We start from the raw sequence: 21,037 nt of genomic DNA, 5'->3' as shown, positions 1-21,037 counted from the left end.
GAATTTTCTGACATGTTAGTCAGCTTCGTCCGAGAGGGCAACGGGCTAGGGTTACAAAGCTGGAAAAGGAGCGGGATTTTCGATTAGTCAAAATTACCCTTTAAGGGTAATTTTAGGGACAGGGTTCGTGGTTTCTTATGGAAAAGAGCACACCCCTGTGGCGAGGGAGCTTGCTCCCGCTGGGGTGCGAAGCGCCCCCAAAAACTGCCGCCACACCTCATCAGGCATATCTTTGCTACAAAGAACACGACTGCTTCGCAGTCGAGCGGGAGCAAGCTCCCTCGCCACAGGTTTCCTGGAGATTTACATCAAAGTGACATATCGCACCGGCGGTGGCCCACCAGTAATCTCCTTCAAGGAGAAATCCCAATGAAAACCCAGCAGTGTTTCAGCTGTGGAGCCCAGGAAGGAATGCGACATTTCGAAGGTCGCGGCGAAACCATGAGCGTCAAAGGAATGGAGCGCCGCGTAGATGATCTGTCTGGCTGGGAATGTCAGATATGCGGCGAAGTCGAGTTCGATCCCGGTTGTTCAGAGCGTCATTCGGCTGCGGGTGACGAACTGGTCATGGCAGCAAGGCAGATGATTGGCGTCGAGATGAAGCGTATCCGCCGCAAACTGCATCTGTCGCAAAAAGAAGCCGTGCAATTGTTGTCCGGCGGTGGACACAACGCGTTTTCCCGTTACGAGCGTGGAGAAATACTCCCGCCCAAGCCATTGATGCTGCTGATGCGCCTGCTTGATCGCTATCCGTATTTGCTCGCCGATGCGAAATCACTGGGTGAAGGAGCGGACTTGAGGGGCTTCAAGCATACCGTGCACAAGGAGCTCGAAACCCTCACGGTTTCCTGATCGAAAAAAAACAAACCCGGCACGAGGCCGGGTTTGTTTTTGCGAGTCAGCCCGGCATCAATGCAGGATCTGGCTCAGGAACAGCTTGGTGCGTTCGTTCTGCGGGTTGTCGAAGAAGTCGTTCGGCGCAGCCTGTTCGACGATTTCGCCCTTGTCCATGAAGATCACGCGGTTGGCCACGGTCCGGGCAAAGCCCATTTCGTGGGTCACGCAGAGCATGGTCATGCCGTCTTCGGCCAGGCCGATCATGGTGTCCAGAACCTCTTTCACCATCTCTGGGTCGAGTGCCGAAGTCGGTTCGTCGAACAGCATGATTTTAGGCTTCATGCACAGCGCGCGAGCAATCGCCACACGCTGCTGCTGACCGCCGGACAGTTGCCCCGGAAACTTGTGCGCCTGCTCTGGAATGCGTACGCGCTCCAGGTAATGCATGGCAATTTCTTCCGCCTTGCGCTTGGGCATCTTGCGCACCCACATCGGTGCCAGCGTGCAGTTCTGCAGGATGGTCAAGTGCGGGAACAGGTTGAAGTGCTGGAACACCATGCCGACTTCGCGACGAATCGCCTCGATCTGTTTCAGGTCGTTGGTCAATTCCACGCCATCGACCACGATGCGGCCCTGCTGGTGCTCTTCCAGACGGTTGAGACAGCGAATGGTGGTCGACTTGCCCGAACCGGACGGCCCGCACAGAACGATACGCTCGCCTTGCTTGACGTTCAGGTTGATGTCTTTCAGCACGTGGAACTGGCCGTACCACTTGTTCACGCCCTGCATCTGAATAATGCCTTCAGGGCTCACAGGCTGTTTGATCGCTTCACTCATAAACTACGCTCCTAACGCTTGTGGCCTGTGTCCAGCTTGCGTTCCAAATGCATGGAATAGCGGGACATACCAAAACAGAAAATCCAGAACACCAGGGCCGCGAATACATAGCCTTCAGTGGCCATGCCCAGCCATTTCGGGTCGGCGGCGGCTTGCTTGACGCTGTTGAGCAAGTCGAACAGGCCGATGATGATCACCAGGCTCGTGTCCTTGAACAGCGCAATGAAGGTGTTGACGATACCCGGAATCACCAGCTTCAGGGCTTGCGGCAGAATCACCAGGCCCATGCTGCGCCAGTAACCGAGGCCCATCGCTGCTGCGGCTTCGTACTGACCTTTGGGAATTGCTTGCAGACCACCGCGCACCACTTCGGCCACGTAGGCCGACTGGAACAGGATCACCCCGATCAAGGCCCGCAGCAACTTGTCGAAGTTCATGCCTTCAGGCAGGAACAACGGCAGCATCACCGAGGACATGAACAGCACCGTGATCAACGGCACGCCGCGCCAGAACTCGATGAAGGTCACACAGACCACGCGAATCGCCGGCATGTTCGAGCGACGGCCCAGCGCCAGCATGATCCCCAGCGGCAACGCACCGACAATACCGACAGTGGCGATCACCAGGGTCAGCATCAGGCCGCCCCATTGACTGGTCGCTACGTTGGTCAGGCCAAGAATGTCACCGTGCAGCAGGATGTAGGCAACGATTGGATAAAGCACCAGAAAGCTCAGCCCGTACACCGCTTTACGCGGGAAGCGCGAGATGAACAACGGCGCCACGCCGACGATCGCCAGCAACACGGTCAGGTCGACGCGCCAGCGCAGTTCGGGCGGGTAATACCCGTACATGAACTGGCCGAAACGCTGTTGAATGAACACCCAGCAAGCGCCTTCCTTGGTGCAGTCGGCGCGCGTGGTGCCCACCCAGTTGGCATCCAGAATCGCCCAGTGCAGGATCGGCGGCACCACCAGATAAATCAGGTAGAACGCGAACAGCGTGAGCAGCGTGTTGATCCAACTGGAAAACATGTGCTCGCGCATCCACGCCAAGATACCGATTCTGGTGCCTGGCGGTGGCATGTCAGGTTTGAAAATATGAGTCGTCATGCGCGTTTCCTCACCGCTCGATCAGCGCAATGCGCTTGTTGTACCAGTTCATCAGCAGGGAAATGCTGATACTGATCGCCAGGTACACGCTCATGGTGATGGCAATAACTTCGATCGCTTGCCCGGTCTGGTTCAGCACCGTGCCGGCAAACAACGAAACCATTTCCGGATAACCGATACCGGCGGCCAGCGAGGAGTTCTTCGCCAGGTTCAGGTATTGGCTGGTCAGCGGCGGAATGATCACCCGCAGGGCTTGCGGGATGATGACCTTGCGCAGCGTTGGGCCGTTGCGCAGCCCCAGCGAACGTGCCGCTTCGGTCTGACCATGGCTGACCGAGTTGATCCCGGAACGCACGATCTCGGCGATGAACGCCGCGGTGTACACCGTCAGGGCCAGGGTCAGGGCCAGCAGTTCCGGAATCAGCACCCAGCCACCGACAAAGTTGAAGCCTTGCAGCTTCGGCATTTCCCAATGCAGTGGCGCCCCGAAGATCAGCGCGCACAAGGCTGGAATCAGCAGAAACAGCGCCAGACCGACCCAGAACTTATGGAACGGTACGCCGGTCGCTTCAAAACGCTTGTTGGCCCAACGGCACATCAGCACGATGGCGACGATTGCCACCACGACGCTGATCACAAACGCCCAGAACCCGCTGGCCATCTGCGCGGCCGGCATGTTCAGGCCACGGCTGCTGACAAAGAAGGTGTCGGCGAAGTTATGGCTATTGCGTGGCCCTGGCATGGTCAGGAACACCGCGAAGTACCAGAACAGGATTTGCAGCAGCGGCGGAATGTTACGGAAAGTCTCAACGTAAACTGTTGCCAGCTTGTTGATGATCCAGTTCTTCGACAGCCGTGCCACGCCAACGATGAACCCCAGAATCGTCGCCAGGATCACGCCGATAACGGTCACCAGCAAGGTGTTGAGCAAGCCGATGACAAACACCCGGGCATAGCTGTCCGATTCGGTGTAGTCGATCAGGTGTTGCGCGATGCCGAACCCGGCGCTGCGCTCCAAAAAGCTGAAACCGGAGGTAATGCCCCGGTGTTGCAAGTTGGTTTGAGTGTTGTTGAACAGGTACCAACCCATCGAGATCACCGCGATAACCGTGATGATCTGAAACAGCCACGCACGCACTCGCGGATCGCTGAGGCTGAGCCTCTGCTTTGGTGCGCCGATTGAATTTTGCATGAAGTGCCCCAGAAATAATGGAACAGAACATCACCCGGTGGTTGGCCCACCGGGTGATAGAACCATCAGCGCACTGGTGGTGCGTATTGAATGCCGCCGTTGGTCCACAGCGCGTTCAGGCCACGGTCGATTTCCAGCGGAGTGCTCTTGCCGAGGTTTTTCTCGAAGACTTCGCCGTAGTTACCGACCTGCTTGACGATTTTCACCACCCAGTCTTTCGGCAGCTTCAGATCCTTGCCGTACTCACCGTCAGAGCCCAGCAGACGGGCGACGTCCGGGTTCTTGGTCGACTTGGCTTCTGTTTCGACGTTTTTCGAGGTGATACCGGCCTCTTCGGCGTTGAGCATGGCGTAGCCAACCCAACGAACGATCGCCAGCCACTCATCGTCGCCGTTACGCACGACTGGCCCCAGAGGCTCTTTGGAAATGGTTTCTGGCAGTACCACATAATCTTTAGGCGAAGCCAGTTTGCTGCGTTGTGCATACAACTGGGACTTGTCGGAGGTCAGCACATCGCAACGACCGGATTCCAGCGACTTGGCGCTTTCATCGGAGGTGTCGAAAGTAATCGGGGTGTACTTCAGGCCGTTGGCACGGAAGTAGTCGGACACGTTCAGCTCGGTGGTGGTACCGGCTTGAATACAGATGGTCGCACCATCCAGTTCCTTGGCACTTTTCACGCCCAGCTTGCTGTTGGCCAGGAAGCCTACGCCGTCGTAATAAGTAATGAAGCCAGGAAACTTCAGGCCCATGCCCGCGTCACGGGAACTGGTCATGGTGGAGTTACGCGACAGCATGTCGATTTCGCCGGATTGAAGCGCGGTGAAACGCTCCTTGGCATTCAACTGGCTGAATTTCACCTTGGTCGCGTCGCCGAATACGGCAGCGGCAACGGCGCGGCAGTAATCAGCATCGATACCGACGATCTTGCCGGTGGAGTCCGGAACCGAAAAACCTGGCAAACCGTCGCTCACGCCACATTGCACAAAGCCTTTCTTCTGTACCGCATCCAGGGTTGCACCCGCCTGAGCGAACCCACTGACACCGAGTACTGCAGCCGCAGTCACGACTGCCAGGGTGGATTTCAACATCTTCATTCAAACCTCCAGTTTTGCTCTTGTTGTGTCGGAGCTTGAGTCCTGCCGCACCCTTATGAGGCGCTGTTAACCCGTGTTGGCATTTCTTTGGGTCAAGCGGCGTAAGACCATAGCTATGAGTCTAGTAGGAGAAAATCCACATAATGGAAAACTCACTTCTCACCAATCGGCCGAACGGGCTGTAGCCCTTTTACGTTCGCGAAGCCCGTAACGGCCACTGGCGAACATCCATCACCGGATTCTTGCTATCCCACAGCCGACAGTGACTGATAGTGTTACCGCCGTGGCTGAGAGCAATCACTCGTCTTCCCCATAGCAAGGCCCGTACCACAGTTGCGGCTTAAGCGTTTCAGCCAGAGTTCAATAGAAAAACTTATAGATTCACGACATTTTATTAACCAATAAACCAGTCGCGCCCCATCTTCTCGCACCGCACGGGAGTACGCGCACCACAATGGAGCAACCATGACCGAGCCCTTGATTCTTCAGCCCAGCAAGCCTGTCGATGCCTGCGTTATATGGCTGCACGGCCTGGGCGCCGACCGCTATGATTTCTTGCCGGTGGCCGAAGCCCTGCAGGAAAGCCTATTGACCACCCGCTTCGTCCTGCCCCAGGCGCCGACCCGCGCAGTGACCATCAACGGTGGTTACGAGATGCCAAGCTGGTACGACATCAAGGCCATGAGCCCCGCCCGAAGCATCAATCACGAAGAGCTGGAGGTGTCGGCCCAAACCGTCATAACGCTGATCGAAGAGCAGCGAGCCAGCGGAATAGACGCCTCGCGGATATTTCTTGCAGGGTTTTCCCAAGGCGGCGCCGTCGTGCTGCACAGCGCTTTCCTGAAATGGCAGGGACCGCTGGGTGGCGTACTTGCCCTCTCTACCTATGCGCCAACATTCAGCGATGAACTGGAGCTTTCAGCCAGCCAACAGCGGATCCCGGTGCTGTGCCTGCATGGCCAATACGACGATGTCGTGCAGAACGCCATGGGACGCAGTGCGTACGAGCATTTGAAGACCCGTGGTGTCACCGCGACATGGCAGGAATACCCAATGGGTCACGAAGTGTTACCCGAAGAAATTCGTGATATTGGCGCCTGGCTCGCGGATCGCTTGCGCTAATACAGAAACTTCCTGTAGCTGTATGAGCAACACACTACGCCGCGCCGGTTTCTTGCATTACACTGGCCGGCGTACATTCCTTAACCAATTGATGAGATGACCGTGCTCAAAGCACTCAAGAAAATGTTCGGTAAAAGCGAGGCTGAGCAGCTCGCGCCCAGCTCCAGCGCACCTTCCCACACACCCAGCAGCCGCACCGACGGTCATCAGCCTGGCCGGACCGCAGCTGTCGCGGCACCGAAACATACGCCCGCGAACACTCCGGCCACCGAGTCTGTTGCCGAACCTGTTACACAGCAACCGCGCAGCGAGACGCCAAAACCTGCGCAACCGCGCCGCGAACGTGCGCCGAAACCGCCCGTAGTCGCCTGGAAACTCGAAGATTTCGTCGTAGAGCCCCAGGAAGGCAAAACCCGTTTCCATGATTTCAAGTTGGCCCCGGAACTGATGCACGCCATCCAGGACCTGGGTTTCCCGTACTGCACACCGATCCAGGCGCAAGTATTGGGTTTTACCCTGGCAGGCAAAGACGCCATCGGTCGCGCCCAGACCGGCACCGGCAAAACCGCCGCATTCCTGATCTCGATCATCACCCAGCTGCTGCAAACCCCGCCGCCAAAAGAGCGCTACATGGGCGAGCCGCGGGCGCTGATCATCGCACCGACCCGTGAACTGGTGGTGCAGATCGCCAAGGATGCGGCCGACCTGACCAAGTACACCGGTCTCAACGTCATGACCTTCGTTGGCGGCATGGACTTCGACAAGCAACTCAAGCACCTCGAAGCCCGCCACTGCGACATCCTCGTCGCGACCCCGGGCCGCCTGCTGGACTTCAACCAGCGCGGCGATGTGCACCTGGATATGATCGAAGTGATGGTGCTCGACGAAGCCGACCGGATGCTCGACATGGGTTTCATCCCACAAGTGCGTCAGATCATTCGCCAGACCCCACCGAAAAGCGAACGTCAGACTCTGCTGTTCTCCGCCACCTTCACCGAAGACGTGATGAACCTTGCCAAGCAATGGACCACCGACCCGTCCATCGTTGAAATCGAATCCGAGAACGTTGCCAGCGAAAACGTCGAACAGCACATCTACGCCGTTGCCGGCGCCGATAAATACAAGCTGCTCTACAACCTGATCACCGACAACGGCTGGGAACGGGTGATGGTCTTCGCCAACCGCAAGGATGAAGTGCGGCGCATCGAAGAACGCCTGGTGCGTGACGGCGTCAACGCGGCCCAACTGTCGGGGGACGTTCCGCAGCACAAGCGCATCAAGACCCTTGAAGGATTCCGCGAAGGCAAGATCCGCGTGCTAGTGGCCACCGATGTCGCCGGTCGCGGGATTCACATCGACGGTATTAGCCACGTGATCAACTTTACCCTGCCGGAAGTGCCAGACGATTACGTACACCGCATCGGCCGTACCGGTCGTGCTGGCGCCGAGGGCGTGTCCATCAGCTTTGCCGGTGAAGACGACTCCTATCAGCTACCGTCCATTGAGGCGTTGCTGGGTCGCAAGATCAGTTGCGAAACCCCGCCGACCCATCTGCTGCGCCCTGTAGAGCGCAAACGCCCGTAAGGTCGTGTTGTAACAAAAGAGGCGCAGCCGGAAACGGACTGCGCTTTTTTTTACGCCTGGACATTGCCAAACAGAACAATAAGTCCACAATGGACAAATTAGTTTACTTGCGAATCCACGGAGCATCCGCATGCCCAGCACACCTTATGTGATCGCCAAACCCCAGGCCCGCGAACTGCTTGATCAAGTCGACGTGCCGAAGATCCTGCGCAAACTGTTCCGCGATCTGGCCGCGGGTCAGGCCGTGCAACCGGCCCAGCAGTTGGTGGAGTTTCCGCAAAGTGCCGGAGACTTCATCAATTACCTCGGGGTGTTGGCCGAGGACGGTGTGTACGGCGTTAAAACCTCGCCCTACATCGTGCGTCAGGAAGGTCCGCTGGTGACTGCCTGGACGCTGCTGATGTCGATGCAAACCGGCCAGCCGCTGTTGCTCTGCGATGCTGGTGAACTGACCACCGCGCGCACTGCCGCAACCACTGCCGTCGCCATTGATGCCCTTGCCCCGCCGAACGCCACGCGCCTGGCAATCATCGGCAGCGGCCCGGTTGCCCAGGCTCACCTGCATTACGCGAGGAGCGTGCGGGAATGGCAAAGCATCAGCCTCTATTCGCCGAACCTGGCGAGCCGGGATCCGCAATTGCTCGCACAACTGACAGCCATCGACACGCGCCTGAAGGTGTTCGATAGCCGCGAAGCCGCGATCCAGGACGCCGACGTGATCATGCTCTGCACCTCGTCTGCGGGGCCTGTGATCGACCCACGGACCTTGGGCAAACCGACACTGATTACCTCCATCAGCACCAACGCAGTGCGTGCTCACGAGGTGCCGCCTGCAACGCTGAGTGAAATGCAGGTCTATTGTGACTATCGCCTGACCACTCCGGATTCCGCCGGCGAAATGCTGATCGCCAGTGAACAACATGGCTGGGACAAGAGTGCGATCGCGGGCGACCTGGCCGAACTGCTGAGCGAACAGACGCCACGTCCGGCTTATGATCGCCATGTGTTCTTCCGTTCCATCGGTCTGGGTCTGGAAGACATCGCTCTGGCCAATGCCCTTTATCATCTACAAAAACAACCGGCCTAAATCCGTAGGAGCAGGGGGGGCGCCTAGCCCGTGCCCGCGATGCAGACGCCGCGGTTTGTCATAAACCTGCGGCGATGCTATCGCGGGCAAGCCTTGCTCCTACAGCCCCCCACAGGAGACGTTTATGACCCAGGCAGACTTCATCATCATCGGCGGTGGTATTGCCGGTGCTTCCAGCGGTTTTTGGCTGTCGCAACACGGTCGGGTCATCGTGCTCGAACGCGAAACCCACCCGGCCTATCACTCCACCGGGCGTTCGGCCGCTTTGTACTCCGCCGCTTACGGTACGCCGCAAGTGCGCGCACTGACCCAGGCCAGCCGGGACTTCTTCGATGCGCCGCCTGCCGGTTTCTGCGAACACCCGCTGCTGACCCCGCGTGGCGAGATGACGGTCGACTTCACTGGCGACCCGGACGAGTTGAACAATCAGTACCTGAGCGCCAAGGCGACCGTGCCGCAGATGCAACTGCTCAGCGCCGAAGAAGCCTGTGCCCGCATCCCGATCCTGCGTCGCGAGAAGGTTCACGGAGCGATCTACGACCCTACCGCCACGGACATCGACACCGATGCCCTGCATCAAGGCTACCTGCGCGGCATCCGCCGCAACCAGGGCGAAGTGCACACCGACAGCGAAGTCCTGAGCCTGACGCGCGATGCCGACAATCTCTGGCACGTGAAAACCGCCCAGCAGACTTTCAGCGCACCGATCATTATCAATGCGGCCGGCGCCTGGGCCGACCAACTCGGTGAGATGGCCGGCGCCAAACCTCTGGGCCTGGTCCCCAAACGTCGCGCAGCCTTCATCTTCGCCGGCCCCGAAGGGGTGGATATCCACGACTGGCCGATGCTGGTCAGCCTCGACGAATCGTTCTACATGAAGCCCGATGCCGGAATGTTCCTCGGTTCGCCGGCCAATGCCGACCCGGTCGAGCCGCATGACGTGCAGCCCGAAGAGCTGGACATCGCCATGGGCATTTACCAGATCGAAGAAGCCACCACCCTGAGCATCCGCCGACCGACCCGCACTTGGGCGGGTTTGCGCAGTTTTGTCGGTGACGGCGACCTGATCAGTGGCTTCGACCCACACGTGCCAGGGCTGTTCTGGGTGGCCGCGCAGGGCGGTTACGGCATTCAAACCTCGCCCGCCATGGGCCAGGCCAGTGCCGCGTTGGTTCGTGGCGAAGCCTTGCCGGAACAACTCTGCCGCTTTGGCCTCAGCGCCGCGATGCTCTCCCCTTCCCGCCTTGGCTGAACCTGCCTGCGGGGTGACGTCTGCCCTCGATTACGGCAAACTCCCAGCGCCCTTTTTCTACAGGGCGCTGATTGCCTGGAGCAACACCCATGACCCCACCTCTTCAAGATCCCGCACTGGATAACTACCGGGCGATCGCCGACGCCATTGCCACGCTGTTTTTCCCCCACGCCGAGGTGGTGCTGCACGACCTGCGCACGCAGAAAATCGACTACATCGCCAACAACCTGTCCAAACGTGAAGTCGGTGACGATGCCGCACTGGAAGACATGCTCAGCGAAGAAATCAGCGAGCGGAATATCGGTCCGTACGAAAAGCTCAATTGGGATGGGCAAAAGATCCGCAGCCTCAGCAGCGTGCTGCGCGACAGTGAAGGGCGTCCGATTGCCGTGCTGTGCATCAACCTGAATATTTCGCTGTTTGAAAACGCCAAGGCCGCGCTGGATCTGTTTCTCTCACCGAGCAAGTTGATCCCGCAACCTGACGCGCTGTTTCGCGACGACTGGCAGGAGCGCATCAACACCTTCCTGCATAACTGGCTGCGAGAGCGGCAATTGGGTCTGAATATGCTGACTCGCGAGCACAAACGCGAGCTGGTGCTGGCGTTGCACGCCGAAGGGGCCTTCAAGGGTAAAAGCGCCTCCAACTATGTGGCCAATGTGCTGAACATGGGACGGGCGACGGTGTACAAGCACTTGAAAGAGTTGAAAGGCTGAAACCTGACCTGAGAGGTGTGTTGGCTGATAGGGCCTCATCGCGAGCAAGCTCGCTCCCACACTAGTTCTGTATCGATCACAAAATCTGTGTCTTGTAGAGATCAAATGTGGGAGCGGGCTTGCTCGCGAAGAGGCCATAACATTCAACATTGGTGTTGACTGTCAGACCGCCTTCGCGAGCAAGCCCGCTCCCACACTAGATCTGTGAAGACTGATCAGTCGCCGTAGATATCCGACTTGAAGTACTTGGCTTCAATCTTCTGGTATTCGCCATTGGCGCGAATCCCATCGATGGCATTGTTCAGCTGGCTAACCAATTCGGTGTTGCCCTTGCGCACCGCAATCCCGGCGCCCTCACCCACATATTTCGGGTCCTTGAGCTCCGGCCCGACAAAGGCGTAGCCCTTGCCACGCGGCATCGACAGGAAGTCGCTCAGCGGAATGGTATCGGCGAAAATGGCATCCAGACGCCCGGCCGCCAGGTCCATGTAGATCTCTTCATTGTTGCCGTAGCGCGCCACCTTGATGCCCTTGGGCTCGAAGACTTCCGTGGCGTAACGGTCGGTGGTGGTTGCCCGTTGCACACCAATGGTCTTGCCCTTGAGGCTTGCGTACTGGTCATCAACCACCGCACCGTCTTTCATCACCAGCCGCGATGAGGTGAAGTAGTACTTGTGGGTGAAGTCCACCGACTTTTTACGGTCTTCGTTAATGGTCATGGACGACAGCGCGGCGTCGATCTTCTTCACCTTGAGCGAAGGAATCAAACCATCGAACTCGCCCTCGACCCACTCGCACTTGACCTTCATCTGCGCGCACAACGCGTTGCCGATGTCGTAGTCGAAACCGGTGATTTTTCCATCCGAAGTCTTGGAGGCAAACGGCGGATACGCCGCTTCGATACCGATGCGCAGGGTTTTCTCGGCGGCAAACAGACTGCTGCACGCCAACAGGCTCAGGGCCAGGCCACCGATCAGGGGGAGCTTCTTCATGTTCGTTTTCTCGCGGGTTGTTGTTGGTTTGGCAAGACAGAAGAAAGTGAAACGGGCAACGCCTTTTTTGTACTTATAATTCCATACTGGACTTTTATGTATTTTCCGTCAATCGGGCGTGCAGGTGTATTTCGCCCATTGGTCGACTGAATGATTTGAGAGGTGTTGAAAAAGCGGACGCGGAGCGTCCTGGGCGGCGTTCCCACGCGGGAGCGTAGGAACGATCATGACTCATCTACTTCCAGCGATCCGCCGCTGCGTGATCGCTGTCGCGCCCTTCCACCCAACGCGGGCCGTCGCTGGTGTTTTCCTTCTTCCAGAACGGTGCACGGGTTTTCAGGTAGTCCATGACAAAAGCGCAGGCGTCGAATGCCGCCTGGCGATGGGCACTCGCCGCACCGACGAAGACGATCGGCTCGCCCGGCTCCAATGCGCCGATGCGGTGCAGCACTTCCAGTTTGAGCAACGGCCAGCGTTGCTCGGCCTCGATGACAATCTTGCCGAGGGCCTTTTCGGTCATGCCCGGGTAGTGTTCAAGAAACATCCCGGCCACATCGAGCCCATCGTTGAAGTCGCGGACATAACCGACAAAACTCACCACCGCACCTACGCCGACATTCGCCGCGTGCATCGCATTGACTTCAGCGCCAGGGTCGAACGCCGTGGACTGGACGCGAATCGCCATGGATCAGCCTCCGGTAACGGTGGGGAAAAACGCCACTTCATCGCCATCGACGAGCGGTTCGTCGAGCTGGCACAAGTCTTCATTACGCGCGCACATCAGGTTCTGCTCGCTCAGTACCTCGGCGTCCTCGCGTTGCGCCAACAGCAAACGCACATCGTCGACCGTGGCAAAATCGCCTTCGACACTCAACGAATCGACGCCCAGTGCCTCGCGGTAACGGGCAAAAAACTTCACGGTCAGCTTCATTGATCGGCCACCTGATAGTGCCCGCTCTTACCGCCGAGCTTCTCCAGCAGGCGCACGGTTTCGATGACCATGCCACGGTCCACGGCCTTGCACATGTCGTAGATCGTCAATGCGGCGACACTGGCCGCGGTCAGTGCTTCCATTTCCACCCCGGTCTGCCCGGACAGTTTGCAGCGGGCGACGATGCGCACCGCATCGAGGCCTTCGGCACTGAGCTCGACCTTGACGCTGGTGAGCATCAGCGGATGGCACAGCGGGATCAAATCGGAGGTTTTCTTCGCCGCCTGAATACCGGCGATGCGCGCCACAGCGAATACATCACCTTTGGGGTGACCACCGCTGACGATCATTTGCAGGGTTTCAGGGAGCATACGCACAAACGCTTCGGCCGTGGCTTCACGAGACGTCACAGCTTTTTCGGTGACGTCGACCATATTGGCGCGACCTTGGGAATCGAGATGAGTCAGCACAGGGTTACTCCTGATCAGGAGCACCGATTGTAAACCCGCGGGTCAAATATTCGCGAGTTTGATTGTCGATCCAATGACGTACCTCCTACGGGGGACTTTCGTCGGGCACAAAAAACCGGGCGGCATTGGGGCCGCCCGGTTTTGGTGGGACATTTACAAATGCGATTCGGCGTATTCGGCCAGAATCGAACGTGGCACCCCTTGCAGGGTGATGTGTACACCGTTGGGGAAATCCTTGAAGCGTTCAGTCAGGTAGGTCAGCCCGGAGCTGGTCGCGGACAGGTATGGGGTGTCGATCTGCGCCAGGTTGCCCAGGCACACCACTTTGGAACCGGCGCCAGCACGGGTGATGATGGTTTTCATCTGGTGCGGGGTGAGGTTCTGGCATTCGTCAATCAGGATCAGGCTTTGCTGGAAGCTGCGGCCCCGGATGTAGTTGAGGGATTTGAACTGCAACGGCACTTTGCTGAGGATGTAGTCGACGCTGCCATGGGTGCTTTCGTCATCCATGTGCAAGGCTTCGAGGTTGTCGGTGATGGCGCCCAGCCAAGGCTCCATTTTTTCCGCTTCGGTGCCCGGCAGGAAACCGATCTCCTGGTCCAGCCCCTGCACGCTACGGGTGGCGATGATGCGCCGGTAGCGTTTGCTGACCATGGTCTGCTCGATTGCCGCAGCCAGCGCCAGGATGGTTTTACCCGAACCCGCAGCACCCGACAGGTTGACCAGGTGAATATCCGGGTCGAGCAAGGCGTACAGCGCCAGGCTCTGATAGATGTCGCGTGGTTTCAGGCCCCAGGCTTCCTGGTGCAACAGGGGTTCCTGATGCAGGTCGAGGATCAGCAGCTTATCGACCTGGATTTCCTTGATCCAGCCGACAAAGCCCTGTTCGTCGATGATGAACTCGTTGATATGCACGGCTGGCAGGTTATCGATCAACTGTACCTGATGCCAGGTGCGCCCATGGTCCTGACGGGTTTCGACCTTGCTCACACGGTCCCAGAACGAGCCGGTCATGTTGTGATAACCATTGGGCAGCAACGACACGTCATCAACCAACTGGTCGGTGCTGTAGTCCTCGGCCGCGATCCCGCAAGCCCGGGCCTTGAGGCGCATGTTGATGTCTTTGGTCACCAGCACCACACGTAGATCCTTGTCACGCGCGTGCAGGTCGATCAACTGGTTGATGATGATGTTGTCGTTCAGGTGCTCGGGCAGAACGATGTTCGGCTCGGTGCGCTTGCTCATCAGAATCGACAGCAAACCCTTGGGCCCGCTTTTTCCGCGCTGGATCGGCACACCCTGTTCAACGTCTTCGGGAGAGGCGTCGCCCAGTGTGTTGTCGATCAGCCGAATGGCCTGACGACATTCGGCCGCAACGCTGTGATGGCCGCTCTTGAGCTTGTCCAGCTCTTCAAGGACGGTCATCGGGATGGCAACGTGGTGTTCTTCGAAGTTCAGGAGCGCGTTTGGATCGTGGATCAATACGTTGGTATCGAGTACATAAAGGATTGGCAGGTTGGAGGGGCTACGTCCGTGATCATCCATACTCGGTCACCTTTGTGGGAGCCAGTCGACGCAATACCATGACGGTGCTGCGCCTCGAAGTGGCCACCGAATTCACCTGTCGTACGCAAATGAACTGCACGACTCAAGTGAACTGCACACACGGGGTCTTGGAAGACGCCACCTGTGTTGCAGGTTTCGGCGGTCTGTCTTCGTAATACTCCAAAACCCATGACAGAAAAAAGCACTTTGACGCTTTTTTGAAGTTTATTTTTCAGAGTGACGAAAAGCCCTTGGCGCGCCGCGCCGGCACCGTTAAAGTCGGAAGTCCGTCTGTATCGAAATCCCTTCTGAAATTCCCACTGCCCCACTGTTTACTGGGTTCCGCGTTTCAGCGAAAAGCCTCCTGACAATCTTCCCAGCCGATCCCGCTTTGCGCGGTGTGCATCAGCAGCCAGGGCATTGCCGTTTTCACCACGTCCTGTTTGGCGTTGAAATTGATCACCCCGTGGCGCCACAACAGCATCAATGTCAGCACCCGCTGCGCGCTCTGCTCAGCCGTGAGCTGACGACTGACGTCTGCAGGATCGATATCCCACAGCGCCACCTGCAACCCCTGAGCCTTGAAGAAACCCTGCGCATCGGCACGACGCTGGCCATTCGGCGGGCGGAACAACGGCACGAAGTTCTCTGGCAGTTTGCTCTTCACCAGTTCGACGCTGCGAGTCACTGAATACTGCCAATCCTGCCAATGGCTGTGGGAGCGGAATTCCCAGCCCTGCACGCCGATGCATTGCTTTGAGTACAACGTTTGCAGCTCGGCCACCGAATGCTGTGCCAAGCGGTTCTGGATATCGCTGCCTAGCACAAAGAAGGTCCCGCTCAGGTTCGCCTTGCGCAGGTACTCGGCCAGCCACGCGGTGTTGTCCGGCACGAGGTTGGCGGCGCTGTCGAAACTCAGCACAAACAGCCGATCGTTGAGCTCATCGCCGTTACGCTCGTAGTCGCCGAACAGTTCGACTTCGCTGCTGGTCTGCGGAAACAGCGCGGCCTTGCGCAATTGTTCGTCCAGATAGCGCTCGTGAAAATGCCGGCTAGGCTCGGCCCATCGGGCGTAATAGGAATCTTCGCCGAGTTCGAACTTGGCGGCCTGCTCGCGCAGGGTGTCCATGTCTTCGACCAGAAAACAGAAGGACGCATCCTGATCGCAGCTCTGCTGGGCAAAATTATAGTTGGCAAGCAAGCGCTGCCACATGCGCGCGCGCAGCGTGTTGATCGACTCGAGGTTGATCATCCGCAACCCCAGGCGCTGCTTTAAAGCAGCTTCATCCAGCGCTTCACTGGCGAGCAAGGCCCGGGCGAAGGTGAGGATTTCCGCACGTGAAGCGACATCGAACAGGGTCGGGCTGCCGAGTTGCTCTGGCCAGGTGCTGCGGTCCAGGGTGGCGAGGTCATTGGGCGCGGCATAGGCACTCACGCTGAACAACCAGGCACAAAACAGTAAAGCGATACGCAAAGGGATGTCTCCATAACAAAACCCGCGCGGCACTATAGCTGATCTCGTGACCTTCCCTGCTGCACCTGCGTACCCAATGTGGCGAGGGAGCTTGCTCCCGCTCGATCGCGAAGCGGTCGCAAAGCCAGCGACCACGATTTGCCTGACATGATGAAGCTGCAAACTTCAGGACCGCTTCGCAGCCCAACGGGAGCAAGCTCCCTCGCCACAGAGGACGCAACACCACCGATCACCTATGACCTTGATAGCTGGAGTCAACCGGAACAACCCCCTAGAATCCCCCGCACGATTAAAGGAGACGACTTCATGCTGATGGTGATTTCCCCCGCCAAGACCCTCGATTACGAAACACCGCCGGCCACCCAGCGTTTCACTCAACCGCAATACCTGGACCATTCCCAGGAGCTGATCCTGCAATTGCGCGAGCTGAGCCCGGCACAGATCAGCGAGTTGATGCACGTCTCCGACAAGATCGGCGGCCTCAACGCTGCACGCTTCGGCAGCTGGACTCCGGCGTTCACGCCAGCCAATGCCAAGCAGGCGCTGCTGGCGTTCAAGGGTGACGTGTACACCGGCATGGATGCCCAGACCTTCAGCGAAGCCGATTTCGACTACGCCCAGCAGCACTTGCGCATGCTCTCGGGCCTCTATGGCCTGCTGCGCCCGCTGGACCTGATGCAGCCGTATCGGCTGGAGATGGGCACCAAACTGGCCAATGCCCGCGGCAAGGATCTGTACGCCTTCTGGGGCACGCAAATCAGCGAATGGCTGAACGAAGCCCTGGCCGAGCAAGGCGATGACGTGCTGCTCAACCTGGCCTCCAACGAGTACTTCTCGGCGGTCAAACGCAGCGCCTTGAACGCCCGGATCATCAACACCGAGTTCAAGGACCTGAAGAACGGCCAGTACAAGATCATCAGCTTCTACGCGAAGAAAGCTCGCGGGATGATGAGCCGTTTCGTGATCCAGGAACGCATCAACGACCCGGCTGCGCTCAAGCAATTTGACGTGCAGGGTTACCGCTACAGCGCCGAACAGTCGAAACCCGACAACCTGGTTTTCCTGCGCGACCACGCCCCCGAATAACGCATCACAATGGCGCACGGCATTGATCAATGTGCGTGCGCCGAAACATGGTTTCCTCCTACATCTCCCTCGCCTAATTCGTCATTTTTATGGCGCCAAAAACACATCAATTCCATTTATGAAATTTCTTTCACTCGACAAACGTGAATTTTTTCAGTAGTGGCACGAATTTTTTTCAAGCGTAGTGGCAAAAAACTATTCACGCTAATTAACTCCCCATTAATAAAGGTCGAAACGGCAAGTGCTATCAATATGAGAGCAGTGCCATCTTTTGCAATATTTCAGGAAAATTCAAAAATCGGGATAAGCCGCCATGAACTATCTGAAAATACACCGCTCATACCACCGGTAACGATTATCTCTGAGCGTGTACGAGATAACTTACGCAGAGTGCCGCCCCTATCGCCAAGTTGTCATATTCAACTTTGCTTTCAGGCCACTTATTTGCAATAACAGGAGATAACGCACCATTACTATCCCCTACAAGGCCAAGGCTGCCCCCTGTAAACGTGCTCACCTGAGCACCTGAGTGCTTGATATTGCTGGCTTTATGCCAACTTTCAAGTACCACCAGCCTTTTGCACCACGGTATTCAAAAGAAATGCCGGCTGCAGTTCAGGGCACGCCTTCACTATCAGGCCAAGTTCCGCACACCTTGAGTGCACTTATTTAGACACTCGGAATTGAGTATGCCTGCACACGGTATTGTGGCGCCTGCCATCCACACTTCCGAGTGCACTTCGACCGCTGAACACTATTAACTTCGCGCCTTTAATGGCGTGATCAATACAGAGGTAATTGCGATGCGCATCAGCATATTTGGTTTGGGTTACGTCGGCGCAGTCTGTGCCGGTTGCCTGTCTGCACGAGGCCACGACGTGGTTGGCGTGGACATTTCCAAAGACAAGATCGACCTGATCAATGCAGGTCGTTCTCCGATCGTTGAACCGGGTCTGGGCGAGCTGCTGACCCAGGGCATTCAGACCGGTCGTCTGCGCGGCACCACCAATTTCGCAGAAGCCATTCGCGACACCGACCTGTCGATGATCTGCGTCGGTACGCCAAGCAAAAAGAACGGCGATCTGGAACTCAACTACATCGAATCGGTGTGCCGCGAGATCGGCTTTGTCCTGCGTGACAAAACCACCCGCCACACCATCGTGGTCCGCAGCACCGTGTTGCCGGGCACCGTGAAAAACGTGGTGATTCCGATCCTCGAAGACTGCTCGGGCAAAAAGGCCGGCGTCGACTTCGGCGTTGCCGTGAACCCTGAGTTCCTGCGTGAAAGCACCGCGATCAAGGACTACGACCTGCCACCGATGACGGTCATCGGCGAGTTCGACAAGGCCAGCGGTGACGTTCTGCAATCGCTGTACGAAGAGCTCGACGCGCCAATCATCCGCAAGGACATCGAAGTCGCCGAGATGATCAAGTACACCTGCAACGTCTGGCACGCCACCAAAGTGACCTTCGCCAACGAGATCGGCAACATCGCCAAAGCGGTCGGCGTCGATGGTCGCGAAGTGATGGAAGTGGTCTGCCAAGACAAGACCCTCAACCTGTCCCAGTACTACATGCGCCCAGGCTTCGCGTTTGGCGGCTCGTGCCTGCCGAAGGACGTGCGCGCCCTGACCTACCGCGCAAGCTCCCTGGACATCGAAGCGCCGCTGCTCAACTCGCTGATGCGCAGTAACGAATCCCAGGTACAGAACGCCTTCGACATCGTTGAAAGCCACGACAAGCGCAAAGTCGCCCTGCTCGGCTTGAGCTTTAAGGCCGGCACCGATGACCTGCGTGAAAGCCCGCTGGTGGAGCTGGCGGAAATGCTGATCGGCAAGGGTTACGACCTGAGCATCTACGACAGCAACGTCGAATACGCCCGCGTCCACGGTGCGAACAAGGATTACATCGAGTCGAAGATTCCTCACGTCTCGTCCTTGCTCAACTCGGACTTCGACTCGGTGATCGACAACTCCGACGTGATCATCCTCGGCAACCGCGACGAGAAGTTCCGCGCCCTGGCCGAGACCGCGCCGCACGGCAAGCAAGTGGTCGACCTGGTCGGCTTCATGTCCAAAGCCACCAGCGTCAGTGGCCGCACCGAAGGCATCTGCTGGTAACCGCCGTTCCCCGTAGGCGCTGGTTCTGCCAGCGCCTACGACTGCTCATCGCCGAAACACAATGGATGCAGATTATGCACAGGCTAAAGCACCGCCTACTTCAGGCTGCCGGTTGGCTGTTTTACCTCAGTTTGCTGATGGGCATCGCCATGGCGCTGCCGGTGAGCACCTTCGACTCGCAGTCCAAGGACTTCATTTTCCTGATTGGCGTCGTCGGTATCTGGCGCTATTCGATGGGTGCCACGCACTTTTTGCGCGGCATGCTGTTTCTCTACGTGGTCTACCCGCACCTGCGGCGCAAAGTGCGCAAGCTCGGCAAGGCGGCAGACCCGTCCCATGTCTTTTTGATGGTCACCAGTTTTCGTATCGACGCGCTGACCACCGCCCAGGTCTACAGCTCGGTGATTCGCGAAGCGATCGAGTGCGAGCTCCCGACCACCGTGGTCTGCTCGATCGTGGAAATGTCCGATGAACTGCTGGTGAAAAGCCTCTGGGCCAAAATGAACCCGCCGGACCGGGTCAAGCTCGACTTCGTGCGCATCCCCGGCACCGGCAAACGCGATGGCCTGGCCTTCGGTTTCCGCGCCATCTCGCGCCACCTGCCGGACGACCGCGCGGTCGTGGCCGTGATCGATGGCGACACCGTGCTTGCCGAAGGCGTAGTACGTAAAACCGTGCCGTGGTTCCAGCTGTTCGGCAACGTCGGCGGCCTGACCACCAACGAATTTTGCGAAGTGCGCGGCGGCTACATCATGAGCGAATGGCACAAGCTGCGCTTCGCCCAACGCCACATCAACATGTGCTCGATGGCCCTGTCCAAGCGCGTGCTGACCATGACCGGGCGCATGTCGGTGTTTCGCGCCAGCGTGGTCACCGACCCGGACTTCATCGCCGACGTCGAAAGCGACTCGCTGCAACACTGGCGCCTGGGCCGTTTCAAGTTTCTCACCGGCGACGACAAGTCCAGCTGGTTCAGCCTGATGCGCCTGGGTTACGACACGTTCTACGTGCCGGACGCGGCGATCAACACCGTTGAACACCCGCCGGAAAAGAGCTTCATCAAGGCCAGTCGCAAACTGATGTTCCGCTGGTACGGCAACAACCTACGGCAGAACTCCCGGGCACTGGGCCTGGGGATGAAACGCCTGGGCCTGTTCACCTCGGTGGTGCTGTTCGACCAACGCGTGTCGATGTGGACCTCGCTGCTGGGCCTGACCGTAGCGCTGATCGCCAGCTTCAAATACGGCACTGCGTTCATCCTCGTGTACCTGCTGTGGATCGGCATCACCCGCCTGATCCTGACCCTGTTGCTTTCCTGCTCGGGACACAAGATCGGCCCGGCCTACCCGGCGATTCTTTATTACAACCAGATCGTTGGCGCGCTGGTGAAGATCTACGTGTTCTTCCGCCTCGACCAACAGTCCTGGACCCGTCAGGACACCAAATTGACCCGTGATCTGGAAAGCGCACAGCGTTTGTTCAACACCTGGTCGTCTCGGACCATGACCTTCTCCGCCGGCAGCATCTTCGTCGCCGTGCTGCTGTTGATGGTCTGACCTGCCTTGCCTGAATTAACGAGGAAATAC

Annotated in this window: 19 protein-coding genes and 1 pseudogene; 10 read left to right on the top strand and 10 right to left on the bottom strand. The window is 58.0% G+C overall.

Annotated features, from left to right (window positions below):
* Nucleotides 1–298 precede the first annotated feature (298 nt).
* Nucleotides 299–373, top strand: a pseudogene (locus KRR23_RS29230) (type II toxin-antitoxin system MqsR family toxin); the annotation flags it as partial.
* A complete protein-coding gene (locus KRR23_RS27655; RefSeq protein WP_216745021.1) occupies nt 370–852 on the top strand; it encodes a type II toxin-antitoxin system MqsA family antitoxin in 483 nt (160 codons plus the stop codon). The pseudogene KRR23_RS29230 and the gene KRR23_RS27655, both read left to right, overlap by 4 nt.
* Before the next feature lie 57 nt (nt 853–909).
* On the opposite strand, the gene KRR23_RS27650 is transcribed toward KRR23_RS27655, so the two are convergent.
* The 4 genes from KRR23_RS27650 to KRR23_RS27635 all read right to left on the bottom strand — a co-directional run bounded on the left by KRR23_RS27650 (nt 910) and on the right by KRR23_RS27635 (nt 5,072).
* Nucleotides 910–1,674, bottom strand: a complete 765-nt coding sequence (locus KRR23_RS27650) for an amino acid ABC transporter ATP-binding protein (protein WP_010444394.1) — start codon at nt 1,672–1,674, stop codon at nt 910–912.
* A gap of 11 nt (nt 1,675–1,685) precedes the next feature.
* Nucleotides 1,686–2,783 (bottom strand): amino acid ABC transporter permease, encoded by a 1,098-nt coding sequence (locus tag KRR23_RS27645; RefSeq protein ID WP_216745020.1) that lies wholly within the window; start codon nt 2,781–2,783, stop codon nt 1,686–1,688.
* A 10-nt stretch (nt 2,784–2,793) separates the two neighbouring features.
* Complete coding sequence (locus tag KRR23_RS27640; protein ID WP_216745019.1) at nt 2,794–3,975, bottom strand: amino acid ABC transporter permease; 1,182 nt, start codon at nt 3,973–3,975, stop codon at nt 2,794–2,796.
* A gap of 65 nt (nt 3,976–4,040) precedes the next feature.
* Nucleotides 4,041–5,072 carry an amino acid ABC transporter substrate-binding protein gene (locus tag KRR23_RS27635; protein WP_216745018.1) on the bottom strand — a complete coding sequence of 344 codons (1,032 nt, stop codon included), beginning with the start codon at nt 5,070–5,072 and terminating at the stop codon, nt 4,041–4,043.
* Between the two features lie 465 nt (nt 5,073–5,537).
* Here KRR23_RS27635 and KRR23_RS27630 point away from each other — a divergent pair, with 465 nt between their 5' ends.
* The 5 genes from KRR23_RS27630 (at nt 5,538) to KRR23_RS27610 (ending at nt 10,833) form a co-directional block, all read left to right on the top strand.
* On the top strand, nt 5,538–6,194 hold the full coding sequence (locus tag KRR23_RS27630) for an alpha/beta hydrolase (RefSeq protein ID WP_216745017.1): 657 nt from the start codon (nt 5,538–5,540) through the stop codon (nt 6,192–6,194).
* A gap of 96 nt (nt 6,195–6,290) precedes the next feature.
* Nucleotides 6,291–7,778, top strand: a complete 1,488-nt coding sequence (gene rhlB / locus KRR23_RS27625; protein ID WP_216745016.1) for an ATP-dependent RNA helicase RhlB — start codon at nt 6,291–6,293, stop codon at nt 7,776–7,778.
* A 130-nt stretch (nt 7,779–7,908) separates the two neighbouring features.
* Entirely contained in the window at nt 7,909–8,865 is a 957-nt protein-coding gene (locus tag KRR23_RS27620) for an ornithine cyclodeaminase family protein (protein WP_216745015.1), read from the top strand.
* A gap of 124 nt (nt 8,866–8,989) precedes the next feature.
* Entirely contained in the window at nt 8,990–10,117 is a 1,128-nt protein-coding gene (locus KRR23_RS27615) for an FAD-binding oxidoreductase (RefSeq protein WP_216745014.1), read from the top strand.
* A gap of 89 nt (nt 10,118–10,206) precedes the next feature.
* Nucleotides 10,207–10,833, top strand: coding sequence for a transcriptional regulator (locus tag KRR23_RS27610; RefSeq protein WP_019691959.1), 627 nt, complete (start codon nt 10,207–10,209; stop codon nt 10,831–10,833).
* Nucleotides 10,834–11,048: 215 nt separating this feature from the next.
* Here KRR23_RS27610 and KRR23_RS27605 read toward each other — a convergent pair whose 3' ends face one another.
* The 6 genes from KRR23_RS27605 to KRR23_RS27580 form a co-directional block, all read right to left on the bottom strand.
* Nucleotides 11,049–11,825 carry an ABC transporter substrate-binding protein gene (locus KRR23_RS27605; protein WP_123585137.1) on the bottom strand — a complete coding sequence of 259 codons (777 nt, stop codon included), beginning with the start codon at nt 11,823–11,825 and terminating at the stop codon, nt 11,049–11,051.
* 235 nt (nt 11,826–12,060) lie between these two features.
* The gene (gene moaE / locus KRR23_RS27600) at nt 12,061–12,510 is read right to left on the bottom strand and encodes a molybdopterin synthase catalytic subunit MoaE (protein ID WP_216745013.1); all 450 of its coding nucleotides are present in this window, start codon (nt 12,508–12,510) and stop codon (nt 12,061–12,063) included.
* A 3-nt stretch (nt 12,511–12,513) separates the two neighbouring features.
* Complete coding sequence (locus KRR23_RS27595) at nt 12,514–12,756, bottom strand: MoaD/ThiS family protein (RefSeq protein WP_216745012.1); 243 nt, start codon at nt 12,754–12,756, stop codon at nt 12,514–12,516.
* Nucleotides 12,753–13,226 (bottom strand): cyclic pyranopterin monophosphate synthase MoaC, encoded by a 474-nt coding sequence (gene moaC, locus KRR23_RS27590; protein WP_216745011.1) that lies wholly within the window; start codon nt 13,224–13,226, stop codon nt 12,753–12,755. Before moaC ends, KRR23_RS27595 begins: the two co-directional genes overlap by 4 nt.
* A gap of 153 nt (nt 13,227–13,379) precedes the next feature.
* Nucleotides 13,380–14,771: a PhoH family protein gene (locus KRR23_RS27585; protein ID WP_145019213.1), complete on the bottom strand. Its 1,392-nt coding sequence runs from the start codon at nt 14,769–14,771 to the stop codon at nt 13,380–13,382.
* A gap of 349 nt (nt 14,772–15,120) precedes the next feature.
* A complete protein-coding gene (locus KRR23_RS27580; protein ID WP_216745010.1) occupies nt 15,121–16,245 on the bottom strand; it encodes a polysaccharide deacetylase family protein in 1,125 nt (374 codons plus the stop codon).
* 306 nt (nt 16,246–16,551) lie between these two features.
* Between KRR23_RS27580 and yaaA the strand changes: the two genes are divergently transcribed.
* The 3 genes from yaaA (at nt 16,552) to alg8 (ending at nt 21,007) form a co-directional block, all read left to right on the top strand.
* Nucleotides 16,552–17,331: a peroxide stress protein YaaA gene (gene yaaA / locus KRR23_RS27575; RefSeq protein WP_216745009.1), complete on the top strand. Its 780-nt coding sequence runs from the start codon at nt 16,552–16,554 to the stop codon at nt 17,329–17,331.
* An 803-nt stretch (nt 17,332–18,134) separates the two neighbouring features.
* Nucleotides 18,135–19,451: a nucleotide sugar dehydrogenase gene (locus tag KRR23_RS27570; RefSeq protein WP_216745008.1), complete on the top strand. Its 1,317-nt coding sequence runs from the start codon at nt 18,135–18,137 to the stop codon at nt 19,449–19,451.
* Between the two features lie 74 nt (nt 19,452–19,525).
* Nucleotides 19,526–21,007: a mannuronan synthase gene (alg8, locus tag KRR23_RS27565; RefSeq protein ID WP_216745007.1), complete on the top strand. Its 1,482-nt coding sequence runs from the start codon at nt 19,526–19,528 to the stop codon at nt 21,005–21,007.
* Nucleotides 21,008–21,037: the final 30 nt, after the last annotated feature.

This window comes from Pseudomonas sp. CVAP#3 (assembly GCF_018986375.1).
GTDB lineage: Bacteria > Pseudomonadota > Gammaproteobacteria > Pseudomonadales > Pseudomonadaceae > Aquipseudomonas > Aquipseudomonas helvetica.
This window is presented reverse-complemented; position numbering and strand designations above follow the sequence as displayed.